The organism is Mesorhizobium sp. YC-39, assembly GCF_025753795.1.
Classification (GTDB): Bacteria; Pseudomonadota; Alphaproteobacteria; order Rhizobiales; family Rhizobiaceae; genus Mesorhizobium.
Map to the genome: position 1 here is coordinate 1 of NZ_JAOWPS010000010.1, position 15,404 is coordinate 15,404.

General features: G+C 63.6%; 14 protein-coding genes. 13 read left to right on the top strand and 1 reads right to left on the bottom strand.

Annotation, left to right across the window (positions count from 1 at the left end; all coding sequences use genetic code 11):
• Positions 1 to 87 precede the first annotated feature (87 nt).
• The 8 genes from bioB (at position 88) to OHD62_RS32370 (ending at position 8,320) form a co-directional block, all read left to right on the top strand.
• Complete coding sequence (bioB, locus tag OHD62_RS32335) at positions 88 to 1,086, top strand: biotin synthase BioB (RefSeq protein WP_263791483.1); 999 nt, start codon at positions 88 to 90, stop codon at positions 1,084 to 1,086.
• The gene (locus OHD62_RS32340; protein WP_263791405.1) at positions 1,083 to 2,222 is read left to right on the top strand and encodes an 8-amino-7-oxononanoate synthase; all 1,140 of its coding nucleotides are present in this window, start codon (positions 1,083 to 1,085) and stop codon (positions 2,220 to 2,222) included. The genes bioB and OHD62_RS32340 overlap by 4 nt, the downstream gene beginning before the upstream one ends.
• Positions 2,219 to 2,854 (top strand): dethiobiotin synthase, encoded by a 636-nt coding sequence (bioD, locus tag OHD62_RS32345; protein WP_006205533.1) that lies wholly within the window; start codon positions 2,219 to 2,221, stop codon positions 2,852 to 2,854. Before OHD62_RS32340 ends, bioD begins: the two co-directional genes overlap by 4 nt.
• Positions 2,854 to 4,119 (top strand): adenosylmethionine--8-amino-7-oxononanoate transaminase, encoded by a 1,266-nt coding sequence (locus OHD62_RS32350; RefSeq protein WP_263791409.1) that lies wholly within the window; start codon positions 2,854 to 2,856, stop codon positions 4,117 to 4,119. Before bioD ends, OHD62_RS32350 begins: the two co-directional genes overlap by 1 nt.
• Positions 4,116 to 5,099 (top strand): beta-ketoacyl-ACP synthase III, encoded by a 984-nt coding sequence (locus OHD62_RS32355; protein WP_006205531.1) that lies wholly within the window; start codon positions 4,116 to 4,118, stop codon positions 5,097 to 5,099. Before OHD62_RS32350 ends, OHD62_RS32355 begins: the two co-directional genes overlap by 4 nt.
• A 55-nt stretch (positions 5,100 to 5,154) precedes the next feature.
• Positions 5,155 to 5,607, top strand: a complete 453-nt coding sequence (gene panD / locus OHD62_RS32360; RefSeq protein ID WP_006205530.1) for an aspartate 1-decarboxylase — start codon at positions 5,155 to 5,157, stop codon at positions 5,605 to 5,607.
• A gap of 388 nt (positions 5,608 to 5,995) precedes the next feature.
• Positions 5,996 to 6,355, top strand: a complete 360-nt coding sequence (locus tag OHD62_RS32365; protein WP_040583803.1) for a hypothetical protein — start codon at positions 5,996 to 5,998, stop codon at positions 6,353 to 6,355.
• A gap of 321 nt (positions 6,356 to 6,676) precedes the next feature.
• The gene (locus OHD62_RS32370) at positions 6,677 to 8,320 is read left to right on the top strand and encodes an MFS transporter (RefSeq protein ID WP_040583800.1); all 1,644 of its coding nucleotides are present in this window, start codon (positions 6,677 to 6,679) and stop codon (positions 8,318 to 8,320) included.
• 230 nt (positions 8,321 to 8,550) lie between these two features.
• On the opposite strand, the gene OHD62_RS32375 is transcribed toward OHD62_RS32370, so the two are convergent.
• The gene (locus OHD62_RS32375) at positions 8,551 to 9,228 is read right to left on the bottom strand and encodes a GntR family transcriptional regulator (RefSeq protein WP_263791411.1); all 678 of its coding nucleotides are present in this window, start codon (positions 9,226 to 9,228) and stop codon (positions 8,551 to 8,553) included.
• 141 nt (positions 9,229 to 9,369) lie between these two features.
• Between OHD62_RS32375 and OHD62_RS32380 the strand changes: the two genes are divergently transcribed.
• The 5 genes from OHD62_RS32380 (at position 9,370) to OHD62_RS32400 (ending at position 15,384) form a co-directional block, all read left to right on the top strand.
• Positions 9,370 to 9,957: an amino acid synthesis family protein gene (locus OHD62_RS32380; protein ID WP_263791413.1), complete on the top strand. Its 588-nt coding sequence runs from the start codon at positions 9,370 to 9,372 to the stop codon at positions 9,955 to 9,957.
• On the top strand, positions 9,950 to 11,734 hold the full coding sequence (locus OHD62_RS32385) for an alpha/beta fold hydrolase (protein ID WP_263791414.1): 1,785 nt from the start codon (positions 9,950 to 9,952) through the stop codon (positions 11,732 to 11,734). The genes OHD62_RS32380 and OHD62_RS32385 overlap by 8 nt, the downstream gene beginning before the upstream one ends.
• 5 nt (positions 11,735 to 11,739) lie before the next feature.
• The gene (locus OHD62_RS32390) at positions 11,740 to 12,792 is read left to right on the top strand and encodes an LLM class flavin-dependent oxidoreductase (RefSeq protein ID WP_263791415.1); all 1,053 of its coding nucleotides are present in this window, start codon (positions 11,740 to 11,742) and stop codon (positions 12,790 to 12,792) included.
• A complete protein-coding gene (locus OHD62_RS32395) occupies positions 12,789 to 14,267 on the top strand; it encodes an aldehyde dehydrogenase (protein ID WP_263791417.1) in 1,479 nt (492 codons plus the stop codon). The genes OHD62_RS32390 and OHD62_RS32395 overlap by 4 nt, the downstream gene beginning before the upstream one ends.
• Before the next feature lie 82 nt (positions 14,268 to 14,349).
• The gene (locus OHD62_RS32400; RefSeq protein WP_263791419.1) at positions 14,350 to 15,384 is read left to right on the top strand and encodes an ABC transporter substrate-binding protein; all 1,035 of its coding nucleotides are present in this window, start codon (positions 14,350 to 14,352) and stop codon (positions 15,382 to 15,384) included.
• Positions 15,385 to 15,404 lie beyond the last annotated feature (20 nt).

Sequence of the window (15,404 nt, forward strand, 5' to 3'; positions counted from 1 at the left end):
GCGGCGAACGGACGGGAGCGGTCGATGACCTCCCTCTTCGTCAATCAGAAAGTGAAGACCCCGAAAAGCCAGAACCGGAGAAACCGCATGGACCTGCACGCAACGAGTCCGACGACGACGATACAGCAAGCCGATGACGATGGGACGTGGACGTCGGAGAAAGCTCGGGCACTTCACGATGCGCCTTTCAACAATCTCCTCTTCCTGGCGCAAACGATTCACCGCCAGAATTTCGATCCCAACAAGGTCCAGCTCAGCCGGCTTCTCAGCATCAAGACAGGCGGATGCCCGGAGGATTGCGGCTATTGCAGCCAGTCGGCGCATCACGAAAGCGGGTTGAAGGCGTCGAAGCTGATGGAGGTCCGGCGCGTCATCGCCGAGGCAACCAAGGCGCGTGACGCCGGCGCCACCCGCTACTGCATGGGCGCCGCCTGGCGCAATCCCAAGGCGCGCGATATGGATGCGGTCGTGGCGATGGTCGAAGGCGTCAAGGCGCTCGGCATGGAGACGTGCATGACGCTCGGCATGCTCGATCCTGAGCAGGCCGCTAGTCTGAAACAGGCTGGTCTCGACTACTACAACCACAACATCGATACGTCAGAACGCTATTATAGCGAGGTCATCAGCACGCGCAGCTTTGCCGATCGGCTCGATACGCTCGATCATGTCCGTCAATCCGGCATCAAGGTCTGCTGCGGCGGCATTGTCGGCATGGGCGAAGAGCCGGTGGACCGGATCGATATGCTGGTGACGCTGGCCAATCTGCCGGAGCATCCGCAAAGCGTTCCGATCAACATGCTTATCCCGATCGCCGGAACGCCGCTGGCTGAAGCCAAGCCCATCGAGCCGATCGAATTCGTGCGCGTGATCGCACTGGCGCGCATCATGATGCCGAAATCGCATGTGCGCCTTTCCGCCGGCCGCACCGCGATGACCGACGAAATGCAGGCGCTGTGCTTCTTTGCCGGCGCCAACTCGATCTTCGTCGGCGACACGCTGCTGACGGCGGACAATCCGGGCGAAGACAAGGATACTCTGCTGTTCCGCCGTCTCGGCATAGAGCCGATGGAACTCGAGGCGCAATGAACGGGGCACCGCTGGGCCGGCACGAGGCGACCTTGCAGGGGCTGGAGCGTAGGGACCGGCTGCGGACGCTGTCGCCGCGCGCCGGGCTTGACTTCTCGTCGAACGATTATCTCGGACTTGCCGCCTCCAGGAGACTTGGCGAGGCGGTTGCGGCGGCGATTGCGCGGGGCACGCCGGTTGGTGCCACCGGGTCGCGGCTGTTACGCGGCAACGCACCGGAGCATGAGGAACTGGAGGCGGACGCGGCGGCATTCTTCGGCGCCGAACGCGCGCTGTTCTTCGGCAGCGGCTACATAGCCAACTTCGCACTGCTGACCGCGCTGCCGCAAAAGGGCGACCTTTTGGTCCTCGACGAGCTTGCTCACGCCAGCATGCATGAGGGAGCGCAGGCCGGGCGCGCCCAGTTCGTGCTGGCCACGCACAACGACGTCAACGCTGTCGAGGATGCGATCACGCACTGGCGCGCCGGCGGAGCCCTGGGCCGTGTCTGGATCGCAGTCGAAAGCCTCTACAGCATGGATGGCGACCGCGCGCCTCTTGCGAGCCTCGTCGCGCTTGCCGATCGGCACGAGGCATTCATCGTCGTCGACGAAGCACACGCCACCGGCGTCTGGGGACCGGACGGTCGCGGGCTGGCCGCCGCATTCGAGGGCCGCGACAACATCGTCGCGCTTCACACATGCGGCAAGGCGATCGGCGCGTCGGGCGCGCTTGTCACCGCTCCACGAACGTTGTGCGACTACCTCGTCAACCGGTGCCGGCCATTCATCTACGCCACAGCGCCATCGCCGCTGATGGCAGTGGCAGTGCGCGAAGCACTCGCAATGCTCGTCGATGAGCCTTTGCGCCGTCTCCAGTTGCAGGAGCGCGTTGCCTTCGCCGGTCGCAAATTGGCGGAGCGCTGTGGCGTGAAGCCCAGCGGCTCCCAGATCCAGCCATTTGTCATTGGCGACGTCAGGCGCACCATGGCGGTGGCGGCGGCACTACAGGCGCGCGGCTTCGACATACGCGGCATCCGCCCGCCGACGGTGCCGGAGGGCACGTCGCGTCTGCGCATTTCACTGACGCTCAACGTCGACGAATCCGATACCTCGGCCATGGTCGAAGTGCTCGCCGAGGGGTTGGGCTCGGCATGACCCTGCGCCTCGTCATCACCGGAACAGATACCGGAATTGGCAAGACGGTCTTCTCGGCTGGACTCGCCGGCCTGCTTGACGGCTTCTACTGGAAGCCGGTGCAATCGGGCCTTGACGGCGAAACCGACAGCGAGATTGTCGGGCGGCTTGCCGGCCTGCCCATGGGACGCGTGCTGCCGGAGGTCTACCGTTTGAGGAAGCCGCTCTCGCCGCATCGCTCGGCCGAGATCGACGGCGTCTCGATCGAGGCGGCGGACCTCTCGGTTCCCTGCGTGCCGGCGCCGCTCATCATCGAGGGTGCGGGCGGGCTGATGGTGCCGCTCAACCGCCGCACAAGCTTCATCGACATATTCGCACAGTGGCGACTGCCGGTCATTCTGTGCGCCCGCACCGCGCTCGGCACAATCAACCACACCCTGCTGTCGATCGAGGCCCTGCGGGCGCGCTCCATCCCGCTGGCCGGTATCGCCTTCATCGGCGATGAGATGGCCGACACGCAACAGACAATCGTGGAGTTCGGCGGCGTGCCGCAGCTCGGCAGGCTGCCGCACCTCGATCCGCTAACGGACAAGACGCTGAGAGACGCAATGATTGCGGGCTTCGGCTTCGCCTCGATTGCCGGAGGCGAATGATGTCGCAGTCTCGAGTCTGGCATCCGTTCACCCAGCACGCGCTCGAACCGGCGATCCCTGAAATTGTCCGGACGGACGGCGCCTACCTTCACAAGGCCGACGGCACACGCATCCTGGATGCCATTTCCTCCTGGTGGGTCGTCACCCACGGCCACCGCCATCCCCACATCATGAAGGCCATCGAAACGATCGCGGCGAGCCTCGACCAGATCATCTTCGCCGGCTTCACCCACGAGCCGGCCGAGCGCCTCGCCAAGGCGCTTGTCGGCGTCGCTCCGGCCGGCCTTGACTGGGTGTTCTACTCCGACAGCGGCTCGACCTCTGTCGAGGTCGCGCTGAAGATGGCGCTCGGCTATTTCCGCAACATCGGCGCACCGCGCTCGCGCATCGTCGTCATGGAGCACAGCTATCATGGCGACACGATCGGCACGATGAGCGTCGGCGCCCGCGGTGTGTTCAACGCTGCCTACGAGCCGTTGCTGTTCGAGGTCGATACCATCCCCTTCCCGGCCGCCGGGCGAGAGCAGGAGACGCTGGATCGGTTCGAGGCCGTCAGCCGCGACCGGCACGCCGCCGCGCTGATCGTCGAGCCGCTGGTGCTCGGTGCGGGCGGCATGCTGATGTACCCGGCCTGGGTTCTGGCCGAACTGAAGAAGATTGCCGAAGCCTCCGGCACGCTGCTGATCGCCGACGAAGTGATGACCGGCTGGGGCCGCACTGGAACCATGTTCGCCTGCGATCAGGCCGCGATCTCTCCGGATATCCTGTGCACCTCGAAGGGCTTGACCGGCGGCGTGATCCCGCTAGCCGCCACGCTCGCCACCGATGCCATCTTCCAGGCCCATTATTCCGAAGACCGTAAGAAAACCTTCTTTCATTCGAGCTCATACACCGCCAATCCGATTGCCTGCGCGGCAGCGCTCGCCAATGTCGAGATCTGGCGCGACGAACCAGTGGCCGAGCGGATCGCGGCCTTGAGCGGGATGCAGGCCGCCGGGCTTCAGCGCTTTCGCGACAATGCCAACTTCACCGACAGTCGGGTGACCGGCACGATCGCGGCCCTCGATCTGCACGCCGGCTCAGCCGGCTATCTGGCCGAGATCGGGCCAAAACTGCGCGCTTTTTTCCTCGAGCGCGGACTGCTGGTGCGTCCGCTCGGCAATGTGCTCTATCTTCTGCCGCCCTATTGCATCACCGGCGACGAGCTCGACGGGCTCTACGACGCCATCGCGGAGGCCGGCGAACGCTTCGGCTCAAAACCATGAGCCGATCGTCGCGCATTCTCGGGTTTGGTCATCATGCGCCTGGGCGCAAAGTGGCGAATGCCGAGATCGAGAGCAATCTTGGCCTCGAGCCTGGCTGGATCGAAAAGCGCACGGGAATCCGTTCGCGCTTCTGGGCAACGGACGAAGACACGCTGTCTGGCCTTGCCGCGCAGGCCGGCGATATGGCGCTGGCGAACGCCGGTATCGACCGTAGCGACATTGGTCTGCTGTTGCTCGCCACTTCGACGCCCGACCATCTCCTGCCGCCAAGCGCGCCTTTGGTCGCGCACAAGCTCGGCCTTGGCCGCGCAGGCGCGGTCGATCTGACCGGTGCCTGCGCCGGCTTCATCTATGCGCTGATGTTCGCGGATGGATTCACCCGCCTGCACGGCAAACCAGCGCTGATCATCGCCGCCAACATCCTCAGCCGCCGCATCAACCCGGCCGAGCGCGCCAGTTCGGTCCTTTTCGCCGATGCCGCCGGCGCCCTCGTGATCGGTCCGTGCGAGGACCCTGATCGGGGCGTTCTCGGTGCCTCGGTGGATTCCGACGGCTCGCGCTACGGGCTGATCCAGATCCCGGCGGGCGGAAGCAACGTCCCGTTCCAAAGTGGCCTGGATCTCGGGCAAACCCGCATGACGATGACCGACGGCCGCGAAGTGTTCGCAAGGGCCGTGGACATGATGACTGCATGTTCAAAGGACGCGCTCGCCGCAGCCCGAACGCAGCCGCAGGACATCGATCGGTTCGTGCCGCACCAGGCCAATGCCCGCATTTTCGATGCGGTCGGGAGGAGCCTCGGCATTGCAGATCACGCAATCGTCAAGACAATCGCCGACTACGGCAACTCTTCCGCCGCGACGATCCCGCTATCGCTTTCGCTAGCCCATCAGATGGAACCGTTTCGGCCGGGGGAGAAAATCCTTCTCGCTGCAGCGGGTGCGGGTCTCAGCGGCGGCGCCCTCGTCGTCGGAACTTAGCCGAGCAACCGGCCGCCCAACGGACTGGTCATTCATGATGGATAGGAAACAGACTATGCGAAAACTAGTCGCCGGCAAGCTGCACGGCATCCACGTCACCGAAGCAAACCTCAACTACCACGGTTCGATAACGCTCGACCCTGACCACTGCGAAGAAGCCGGGATCCTGCCGATGGAGTTTGTCGAGATATGGAACAAGAACTCCGGCGCGCGGATTTCGACCTACGTCATTCTCGGCGAACGCGGGTCACGCTGCTGTATCCTCAACGGAGCGGCCGCCCGCACCTGCCAGCCAGACGACCAGATCATTGTCTGCAGCTCCATCTACCTGGATGAAGCGCATATCACCTCGCTGAAGCCGCGGGTCGTCACGTTCGACCAGGACAACCACATACTCGACCGCCTGAGCTACTCCGTCGATCTCGACGCCCATGGCCGTTACTGTTTCTCCATCCTTGACGAGGCGGGGGAGGCTTTGGCCACCCCTGCCCTGCTCTCCGGCGCGTGACTTGTATCCGACACGTGTGCGAGCTTTTGCACCGCAATAATCGAGCGCCTGTCGTCGCCGCGGGCCGAATACGCTTGACGCAGAGACCCGTTGAACCTGATCCAGCTCATACTGGCGCTGGGACGGTGAGGATGGCGTGCCAACGACCGCTTGCGGCGACTGGATCCGCGCCTAGAGGAAGCAAGCCAGGACTTAGGCGCTGGAACCAGCGAGACCTTTTTCGCGTCGTGCTAACGAACCTGACGACTGCCATCGTTGGCAGTGCGCTCGACCAGATTGCCATCACCTTCATGCTCACAGGCACCAAGAATACCTTGCCGATGGCACATGGGACCAGCTTACGGGGCGGGATCTGGTCTGCCCTGAGCTCCGGGCGATCGCTGCACTGATGGCTGCGGCGTCAATCTGCTGCATATTCGCGGGGCTGCGGTTTTCCAAGCCAGAGGCAAAATACCGGTTTCTCAGTCTGGGACAAAAGATTGAGATGGTTGCGATTACCGACCTATCGACTATTGGGCGGATCTCGTCGCCAAGAATCGCGATCGCGGTATCGCCCAAGCGTTGGTATTCGGCGAACTTGCCTGCGACGAACAAGAGCTCGGAAGGTTCGCGGGTCTCGCGGCCGGGCACGCGAGTCGTTGCCGCATTGCCGAAATGGTATTGTTTCCACGTTATCAAGAATAACATCTACTCTATCGTTACCTTCGATCGTGTCATCCCACGCTGGCTGCATTCGAGCGAGCTCTGACCATGGAACGCACAATCGCCGGACACGCCGCAGCCGAGGCGTGCGGCAATGGGCAGGAAATTCGCGCTCACCAAAACGGATACTTGCCCCGCGCATTCCGCTATGTGGCTCAATGCTACACTTCCGACTCTCTGCTAAGACCTCCGGATTGAGCGGGGGATCCCAAACCGGTATGCCGGTTCCTAGGATGAACGCAAAAGCATGCGGAAGCAGGTGCTTGGTTACGCCTTGGAAGCACTGACCCATTGCTCAACATCATAGAGGCAAAAAGGAAGTGGCAGCCGTGAATTAAACAATCGGCTCGTCGAAGGTAAGAAACGCATGCCGCACGAAAATCCTCATCCGTCCGTTCCAACGACGCTTGCCCCGCTTCGGAACCAGGTTTTTCGTTCGATCTGGGTATCTACACAGATATCCAGCCTGGGATGGCTCGTGCAAACAGTAGCCATCAGTTGGCTCATGGTCACTATTTCTGCCTCAGACCTGATGGTTGCACTCGTGCAGGCCGCATCCACATTGCCGGTGTTCTTCCTCTCAGTTCTCGCCGGAGCCATCGCCGACAACTTCAGTCGCCGATGGGTCATGTTTGCGGGGCACTGCCTGATAGCATCGGCATCAACAACGCTGATGATTTCTGTCGGCCTTGGATTTGTTAGTCCCTGGCTCATACTCGGATTGGGTTTCCTGGCTGGCTGCGGCTTCGCGCTAACCGATCCGGCCTGGCATGCGTCCGTGGGCGATATTCTTCACAAGCGCGAAATTCCGGCTGCGGTGACGCTTATGTCTGTCGGATACAACATTGTGCGCAGCGTTGGTCCGGCTTTGGGAGGCGTCATTCTGGCGTTCTTTGGGCCGCTTGCCGCTTTCGCCTTGGCCGCGCTGAGTGATCTGGCGCCGCTGGGCGCAATATGGCGCACCAAATGGCAAGTCCGCTCTTCGCCTCTCCCTCGTGAGAGAATGACGATGGCGATTCATGATGGAGTGCGCTTTACGGCGTTATCGTCGGAGATCAGAGTTGCAATCGCCCGTGCAACCCTTTTCGGCTTGGCAAGCATCTCCATCCTCGCGCTTCTGCCTCTTGTCGTGCGGGATCAATTGAGGAGCGGGCCAATCGTGTACGGCATCTTGTTGGCCGGATTCGGAATGGGGGCGTTCATTGCGGGCATGAGCAACGGCTTCTTGAGGCGGATCACGTCTCAAAACAGACTGGTGGCGTGCGCCTCTGTCGCTTGTGCAGCATGTTGCCTCTCCCTTGCGCTTACATCGTCGGTCGCTGTGGCCGCCATTTCGCTGGCATTCGGTGGCGCCGGTTGGCTTGTCACCTGGACGGGCATTGACGTGTCGGTGCAGCTGGCAAGCCCAAGGTGGGTAGTCGGCCGGACGCTCTCGATCTACTACGCCCTGAGCGCCGGGGGCATGGCAGCAGGCAGCTGGATTTGGGGTTCTGTCGCGCAGAACTACTCCTTGCCCTGGGCTTTGGAAGGCGCTGCGGGGGCTCTGTTGCTGGTTGCAGCAGCGGGAATAGTGCTGCCGGTCCGTCCATGGGAAGAAACGGATCAAGAAAGTTCGGATTTTCGCGCACCGGAGCTGGCACTCGATCTGAAGCCCAGAAGTGGCCCGATCGTTGCCAAGGTCGACTATTCCATATCAGAGAAGAATATCGACGCCTTTCTCGGCTGCATGCGGACAAAGCGGCACGCTCTTAGCCGCGCCGGTGCACGAAACTGGACGCTCCAGCGAAATCTTCAAACGCCTTCACTTTGGACAGAGACATTCCGCACGCCCACCTGGATGGACTTTCTTCGTCTAAATCACCGGCTTACGGCGGCGGATAAGGAAGCAGACGAACATCTTCTCGCGCTGCATGATGGCGAACTTCCTCCACGCACGGTGCTTTCGATCGAGCGAACGACGGAGGCAGCTCGCACCCGTGCCTTAACAGTCTTTTCTCGTCCTCCGAGGTGACGTCATGATGAGCTGTTGGTCGATGGAAAGCCGCGATCACCCCTGGGCTTTCAAGAGCACAGGGTTCGCACGCCACGGACCGTGTAGATGCGGCACTTCAAACCCCAGCACAAGGCCGCCTGATCTACACGCCCGACACGATACCGAGCCCTATCGCAAGGCCAGGATGGACGATAGGATGCCGCGCTGGCCAGTTACGGGGTGGAGCGCTGTAAAGACTGCGGCTGTCGCTAAGGGGGACCAAGGCGCAGCGTGTTACGTGCGATCTGCCAGGCGGATTCGACATGCCGCCGGGCTGCCGCCGCCGCCTCGTCCGGCTTGCGCGAGCGGATGGCATCCATGATTTCGGTCATTTCGGCGATCGCCGGCTCGCGCCGGTTCTCCGACGCGATGGTCATCGAGCGGAGCTGGTTGATGCGGACATTCAGACCCGTCACGATTTCCCAGGCAATGCGCTTGTCGGCCGCTTCGAACAGCGCTTCGTAGAACTTGGTCGTGGCCCGCATCACCTCGACCGGCGCGCCTGACGCCCACGCGTCAAGCAGGTTCGTCAAGGCGGCATCGAGCGCCGCGATCTGCGCGTCGGTGGCCGCTAAGGCGCAAGCCCGCGCCGCGATGCCCTCCAGAAGGGCCCGCAATTCGTAGATTTCGTCGGTGCGGCCGAGATCCGGCTTGGCGACGGCGGGCCCATGGCCCGGTATCATCTGCACCAGGCCTTCCGCCTCCAGTTGCCGCAGGACCTCGCGCACGACCGACCGGCTGACCCCGAGCTGATCGCAAAGCGGCCGCTCGACCAGCCTTTCACCAGGCTGGAAATGGAAGCCCATGATCGCCTCGCGCATGCGCTCCAGCGCCAGCGTCCTCAACGTCTTGGCAGAGCGGTCGATCCGCAGCGTATCGTCTGACATTTTTTCTCCGCGTCCTCGTGCTGCCACAAAACAGATTCCAAGGGCGATTGACAAGGCTCTCGGCGCTCCATAGTATGGTATACCATAAGATGATATCAAAGATTGCGGCGTTGGGCAACGCCGTCGCGACCGAGGACCTTCATGAGACCTGCCATTCGGAAGACCGTCACCTACATCGAGAACACGCTTATCGAGGGCGGCAAGGCGGCGCCTAAGCCCTTGCGCCTGATCGGCGTTGCCGCGGTGCTGACCAACCCCTGGGCCGGCCGTGGTTTCACTGACGACCTGTCGCCGGAAATCCGCGCCCTTGCCCCCGTTCTCGGCGAGATGCTGACCCGCGAGATCATCGCCGTCGCCGGTTCGGGCGAGGCGATTGAAGGCTACGGCAAGGCGGCCATCTGCGGCACCTCAGGCGAGATCGAGCACGCCTCGGCGCTGATCCACACACTGCATTTCGGCAATCACTATCGCCGTGCTGTCGGCGCCAAAACCTATCTGGCCTTCACCAATCTGCGCGGCGGACCGAACACGCCGATCATGATCCCGCTGATGGACAAAAACGACGACGGCCGTCGCTCCCACTATCTCACCGTGCATTTCCAGATCGGCGACGCGCCCGGGCCCGACGAGCTGGTGGTGGCGCTTGGCGCTTCGATCGGCGGCCGCCCGCACCATCGCATAGGCGACCGCTATCAGGATCTGAAAGAGGTCGGGGATCTGCATGGCTGACGTCGCCGCCTCCGCATGGGTCCGGGGCATAGCTCCCGACGGCACCGGCTTCATCCGTGCCGGTTCCGGCACGCCGGTTCTGCTCATCCACGGCGTCGGCATGAACGCAACGATCTGGCAGGATCAGATCGCCTCGATGAAAGATCGCCACGACCTGATCGCCGTCGATATGCTCGGCCACGGCACCTCGCCCCTGCCGCCGGAAAATGCCGCCCTGTCGGATTTCGCCGAGCAGGCGCTGCGTCTGCTCGATCATCTCGGTCTCGCCTCGGTATCGATCGTCGGCCATTCGATGGGCGCGCTGGTCGCCTTGGAAATCGCCCTTCGCGCGCCGTCGCGCGTCCGCTCCATCGTCTGCCTCAACGCGGTCTTCCGCCGCCCCGAAGCCCTGGCGCAGGCCGTGCGCGAACGAGCGGCGGCACTCGGCACGCATGGCGATCCTTCCGCCATCGCGGCAACGCTTGCCCGCTGGTTCGGCGACCCGCTGCCGGAGAGCCTAGCGGGTGCGGCCGCCACCGCACGCGCGGCTCTTGAAGGCGTCGACCCGGAAGGCTACGCGCGCACCTATCGCCTTTTTGCCCATGCCGATGCCGAGCATGCCTATGCCCTGGCCGGGCTGGCGGCGCCAGCCTTGTTCATGACCGGGTCCGACGACAGCAATTCGACCCCGGCCATGTCGGCGGCGATGGCGAGGCTCGCGCCGCACGGGCAATGCCTTGTGCTCGGCGGAGAAAGGCACATGATGGCAATGGCTTCGCCCGAAAAAGTGACTCACCACATCAGCGCCTTTGTCGACGCCGAAGCCGCGACGCCGCAGGCCGATCTCGCCTTCGACAGCGGCGAATTCCGGCGCGCGCTCGGCTCCTTCCTGACCGGCGTCACCATCGTCACCACGATCAGTGCGGAAGGCGAGCCGCGCGGCTTCACCGCCAACTCCTTCACCTCGGTCTCGCTCGAACCGCCGCTGGTGCTTGTCTGCATCGCCAAGAAGGCGCTGGGACACAGCGCCTTCTCGACATCGAAGGGCTTCGCCATCAACATCCTGTCGGAGAGCCAGAAAGCCCACTCCGGCATCTTTGCCTCCAAGGCCGCCGACAAGTTCGCGAGCGTGGCCTGGCAACCGGGCCAGACCGGTAATCCGCTGATCGACGGTTCCGTCGCGGTGTTCGATTGCGCCATGCAGCAGCTGGTCGATGCCGGCGATCATTCGATCCTCATCGGCCGCGTCCGCGATTTCAGCCACAACGGAGCACAGCCGCTCGGCTATTGCCGGGGCACCTATGTGACGCCCGGCCTCAGCCAGGAGGCGCTGGCGGCTGCACCGCCCGATACGGAAGTCGGCGCCATTCTCGAGAACGATGGCCGGGTGCTGTTCTTCGAGACATCTGACGGCTTCCATGAATTGCCGGCTGGGCGCGGACTGGGCACACCGAAAGATGCGCGCAGCCTCAAGGGGAGCCTTGCCGCCAGGACCATCGACGCCCAGCTCGGCTTCCTGTTCGCCGTCTGGGACGATGCCGCCGACCCCTCGCGCACGCATGTCTACTATCGCGGCACGGTCGACGGCCCTCATTCCGACGATCGCCATGTGCGGCTTGTCGACATCGAGAAGATCGCCGATCTGAGGATTGCCGACCCTGCGGTGCGGTCGATGCTTGCCCGCTATGCACGCGAGCGCATGGAAGATGCGTTCGGCGTCTATGTCGGCAACGAGGTCGAAGGCGAAGTCCGGCCGCTCGCCAAGCCTTCGCCAGTTCTTCTTTCCGGTCGCGGGTGACGCTGATGAAATTCTCGCTGTTCGTCCACATGGAGCGCTCGGATCTGGCCAAGCCGCATTCCGAGCTTGTCGGTGAATTGGAAGAGCTGGTCGTGCAGGCCGAAGAGGCAGGTTTCGAGACCGCCTGGATCGGCGAGCATCACGGTATGGAATTCACCATCTCGCCGAACCCGTTCATCAACATCGCCTGGCTCGCCGCCAAGACCAGGCGCATAAGGCTCGGCACCGGAACCATCGTCGCGCCGTTCTGGCACCCGATCAAGCTTGCCGGCGAAGCGGCAATGGCCGACGTCATCTCCGGCGGCCGCCTCGACATCGGCATTGCGCGCGGCGCCTACGCCTACGAATACCAGCGGCTTTTTCCTGGGCTTGAAGCCTGGGGCGCCGGCCAGCGCATGCGCGAGATGGTGCCGGCGATCCGCGGCCTGTGGGATGGCGATTTCGAACTCACTGGCGAGTTCTGGTCGTTCCCGTCGACCACCTCGTCACCCAAGCCGCTGCAAAAGCCTTATCCGCCGATCTGGGTGGCGGCGCGTGATCCGAACTCGCATGACTTTGCCGTCGCCAGCAAATGCAATGTGCAGGTGACGCCGCTGGCCTCCGGCGATGGCGAGGTGACCAGCCTGATGGAGCGCTTCAACACCGCCTGCGCTGCTCACCCCGACATAGCGCGGCCGGAAATCATGCTGCTGATGCACACATTCGTTGCCGAGGACGCAGCCGATGCTGATCGCCTGGCGCAGGACCTGTCGCAGTTCTACTGCCAGTTCGGGGCCTGGTTCCAGAACAAGAAGCCGGTGCGCCAGGGCATATTGGAAACGCTGACCGATGCCGAGATCGCGGCAATGCCGCAATATGCGCCGGACAAGATCAGGCAGAACCTCGTCATCGGCGAAGCCGACGAGGTGATCGCCAGGCTGAAGGCCTATGAGGCGCTCGGCTACGACCAGTATTCGATCTGGATCGACAGCGGCCTCTCCCACCAGCGCAAGAAGAAATCGCTGCAGCTCTTCATCGATAGGGTGATGCCGGCCTTCCAGGGACCGCATACGCGATGAGCACCGCTCAATTCAGGAACTATGTCGACGGCAGCTTCGAGGACGCGCCCGCGACTTTCGACAGCATCGACCCGTCGACCGGCACGGCATGGGCCAGGATGCCCGCTGCATCATCGGCCGATGTCGACCGCGCCGTCGAGGCCGCTCACCGGGCGCTGCGCTCCGGCCCATGGGCGGCGATGACGGCAACGGCGCGCGGCAAGCTGCTGGTGCGGCTCGGCGACCTGGTGGTCGCCAATGCCGACCGGCTGGCGGAACTCGAGACGCGCGACACCGGCAAGATCATCCGAGAAACCCGCGCCCAGATCGCCTATGTCGGCGACTACTACCGCTACTATGGCGGGCTGGCCGACAAGCACGAAGGCTCGTTTGTCCCCATCGACAAGGCGGACATGGAAGTGACGATCCGGCCCGAGCCGATCGGCGTCGTCGCCGCGGTCGTGCCGTGGAATTCGCAACTCTTCCTGTCCGCCGTCAAGCTCGGGCCGGCGCTGGCGGCCGGCTGCACCGTCGTCCTCAAGGCGTCCGAGGACGGCCCTGCCCCGTTGCTGGCCTTCGCCGAGCTCGTCCATGAGGCGGGCTTTCCCGCCGGCAGCGTGAACATCCTGACCGGCTTCGGCCATGATTGCGGTCACCGCCTGACCAGCCATCCGCTCGTCGCCCGTGTCGCCTTCACCGGTGGTCCGGCAACCGCCCGGCAGATCGTCAGGAACACCGCGGAAAACCTTGCCTACACGACGCTCGAACTCGGCGGCAAGAGCCCGGTCGTGGTGTTTGCCGATGCCGATCTCGACAGCGCCGCCAACGCGGTCGTCGCCGGCATCTTCGCCGCCACCGGCCAGAGCTGCGTCGCCGGCTCGCGCCTGCTGGTCGAGCGTTCGGTGAAGGACGAATTCCTCGCCCGGCTCAAGCACAAGGCCGAGGCGATCCGGATCGGCGATCCGCAGGATCCGGCAACCGAAATGGGGCCGCTGGCCACGTCGCGGCAGCGCGAATGGATCGAGAAGATCGTGGCGGCAAGCCTTGCCGCAGGTGGACGGCTGGTCACCGGCGGCGAAAGGCCCGCCGGTCACGCCGGCGGCCTCTACTACGCGCCGACGATCATCGATGCCAACGACAACACCGGCTTGCCCTGCGTGCGCGAGGAGCTGTTCGGTCCCGTGCTCTCCGTGATCGCCTTCGACGCGGAAGCCGAAGCCCTGGCGCTGGCCAACGACACGCCGTTCGGCCTGGCGTCCGGCGTGTTCACCACCAATCTCGCGAAAGCCCATCGCATGGCGCGCGGCATCCATGCCGGCGTGGTCTGGATCAACACCTATCGCGCCGTCTCGCCGCTGGTTCCGTTCGGCGGCTATGGCCAGTCGGGCCTCGGCCGCGAAGGCGGCCTCGATGCGATCCGCGACTACACGCGTTCGAAGTCGGTGTGGATACGCATCTCGGACGACCCGATTCCCGATCCTTTTGTCATGCGGTAGCCGCCGCGGACGGGGATTCGCGATCAAGGCGAAAACGCCGGTCGCGAACAGCCAACAACGAAAACAAACAGAGGAGAACGACATGAAACTGATCATCACCGGCGCCCTTGCCCGCCTTCTTGCAACGACACTGCTCGCAACAACACTTCTGGCAGCGACGGCCGCAAAGGCCGAGGACATGGTGTTCACCAGCTGGGGCGGGACGACCCAGGAAGCGCAGACCAAGTCCTGGGCCGAACCGTTCACCGCCGCCTCCGGCATCAAGGTCATGCAGGACGGCCCGACCGACTACGGCAAGCTGAAGGCGATGGTCGACAGCGGCAGCGTCAACTGGGATGTCGTCGACGTCGAGATGGATTTCGCCATCAAGGCGGCCAAGGACGGCCTGCTCGAGCCGATCGACTTCACTGCTGTGCCGAAGGCCGACCTCGATCCGCGCTTCACCACCGATCATGCCGTCGGCAGTTTCTATTATTCCTTCGTGCTCGCCTGGAACAAGGGCGCCGTTTCGGGCGAACCGGCCGGCTGGGCCGACATGTTCGACCTGAAGAAATTCCCGGGCAAGCGGACCTTCTACAAATGGTCGGCGCCCGGTGTCATCGAGATCGCCTTGCTGGCCGATGGCGTTCCCGCCGACAAGCTCTATCCGCTCGATCTCGATCGCGCCTTCAAGAAACTCGACACCATCAAGTCGGACATCGTCTGGTGGGGCGGCGGCGCGGAGTCGCAGCAATTGATCGCGTCCGGCGAAGCAACCCTCGGCCAGCTGTGGAACGGTCGTGTCTTCGCGCTGGAGAAGGATGGCGCCGATGTCGGCGTCTCCTGGAACCAGAACCTGACCGCCGCCGACGTCCTGGTGGTGCCGAAGGGCGCCAAGAACAAGGACGCCGCGATGAAGTTCCTCGCCGCGGCAAGCAGCCCGGCCGGCCAGGCGAAGTTCGCCGAAGCCAGTGGCTATGCGCCCATCAACACCAAGGCCAAGGCCGAGATGCCGGCCGATGCGGTGAAGGCGCTGCCGGACGCCCATGTCGACGGACAGATCAACCTCGACATGAACTACTGGGCCGAGCACCGCGACGAGATCGCCACGCGCTGGTATGCCTGGCAGGCGAAATAAGCCTGCCCCTTGAACAGCAA

Excerpts from the sequence above, each read along its gene's own strand:
- OHD62_RS32355 (WP_006205531.1), top strand. The coding sequence starts at position 4,116 with ATGAGCCGATCGTCGCGCATTCTCGGGTTTGGTCATCATGCGCCTGGG.
- OHD62_RS32385 (WP_263791414.1), top strand. The coding sequence starts at position 9,950 with ATGGCTGACGTCGCCGCCTCCGCATGGGTCCGGGGCATAGCTCCCGAC.
- OHD62_RS32370 (WP_040583800.1), top strand. The coding sequence starts at position 6,677 with ATGCCGCACGAAAATCCTCATCCGTCCGTTCCAACGACGCTTGCCCCG.
- bioD (WP_006205533.1), top strand. The coding sequence starts at position 2,219 with ATGACCCTGCGCCTCGTCATCACCGGAACAGATACCGGAATTGGCAAG.
- OHD62_RS32375 (WP_263791411.1), bottom strand. The coding sequence starts at position 9,228 with ATGTCAGACGATACGCTGCGGATCGACCGCTCTGCCAAGACGTTGAGG.
- OHD62_RS32340 (WP_263791405.1), top strand. The coding sequence starts at position 1,083 with ATGAACGGGGCACCGCTGGGCCGGCACGAGGCGACCTTGCAGGGGCTG.
- OHD62_RS32350 (WP_263791409.1), top strand. The coding sequence starts at position 2,854 with ATGTCGCAGTCTCGAGTCTGGCATCCGTTCACCCAGCACGCGCTCGAA.
- OHD62_RS32395 (WP_263791417.1), top strand. The coding sequence starts at position 12,789 with ATGAGCACCGCTCAATTCAGGAACTATGTCGACGGCAGCTTCGAGGAC.
- OHD62_RS32380 (WP_263791413.1), top strand. The coding sequence starts at position 9,370 with ATGAGACCTGCCATTCGGAAGACCGTCACCTACATCGAGAACACGCTT.
- bioB (WP_263791483.1), top strand. The coding sequence starts at position 88 with ATGGACCTGCACGCAACGAGTCCGACGACGACGATACAGCAAGCCGAT.
- OHD62_RS32365 (WP_040583803.1), top strand. The coding sequence starts at position 5,996 with ATGGCTGCGGCGTCAATCTGCTGCATATTCGCGGGGCTGCGGTTTTCC.
- panD (WP_006205530.1), top strand. The coding sequence starts at position 5,155 with ATGCGAAAACTAGTCGCCGGCAAGCTGCACGGCATCCACGTCACCGAA.
- OHD62_RS32400 (WP_263791419.1), top strand. The coding sequence starts at position 14,350 with ATGAAACTGATCATCACCGGCGCCCTTGCCCGCCTTCTTGCAACGACA.
- OHD62_RS32390 (WP_263791415.1), top strand. The coding sequence starts at position 11,740 with ATGAAATTCTCGCTGTTCGTCCACATGGAGCGCTCGGATCTGGCCAAG.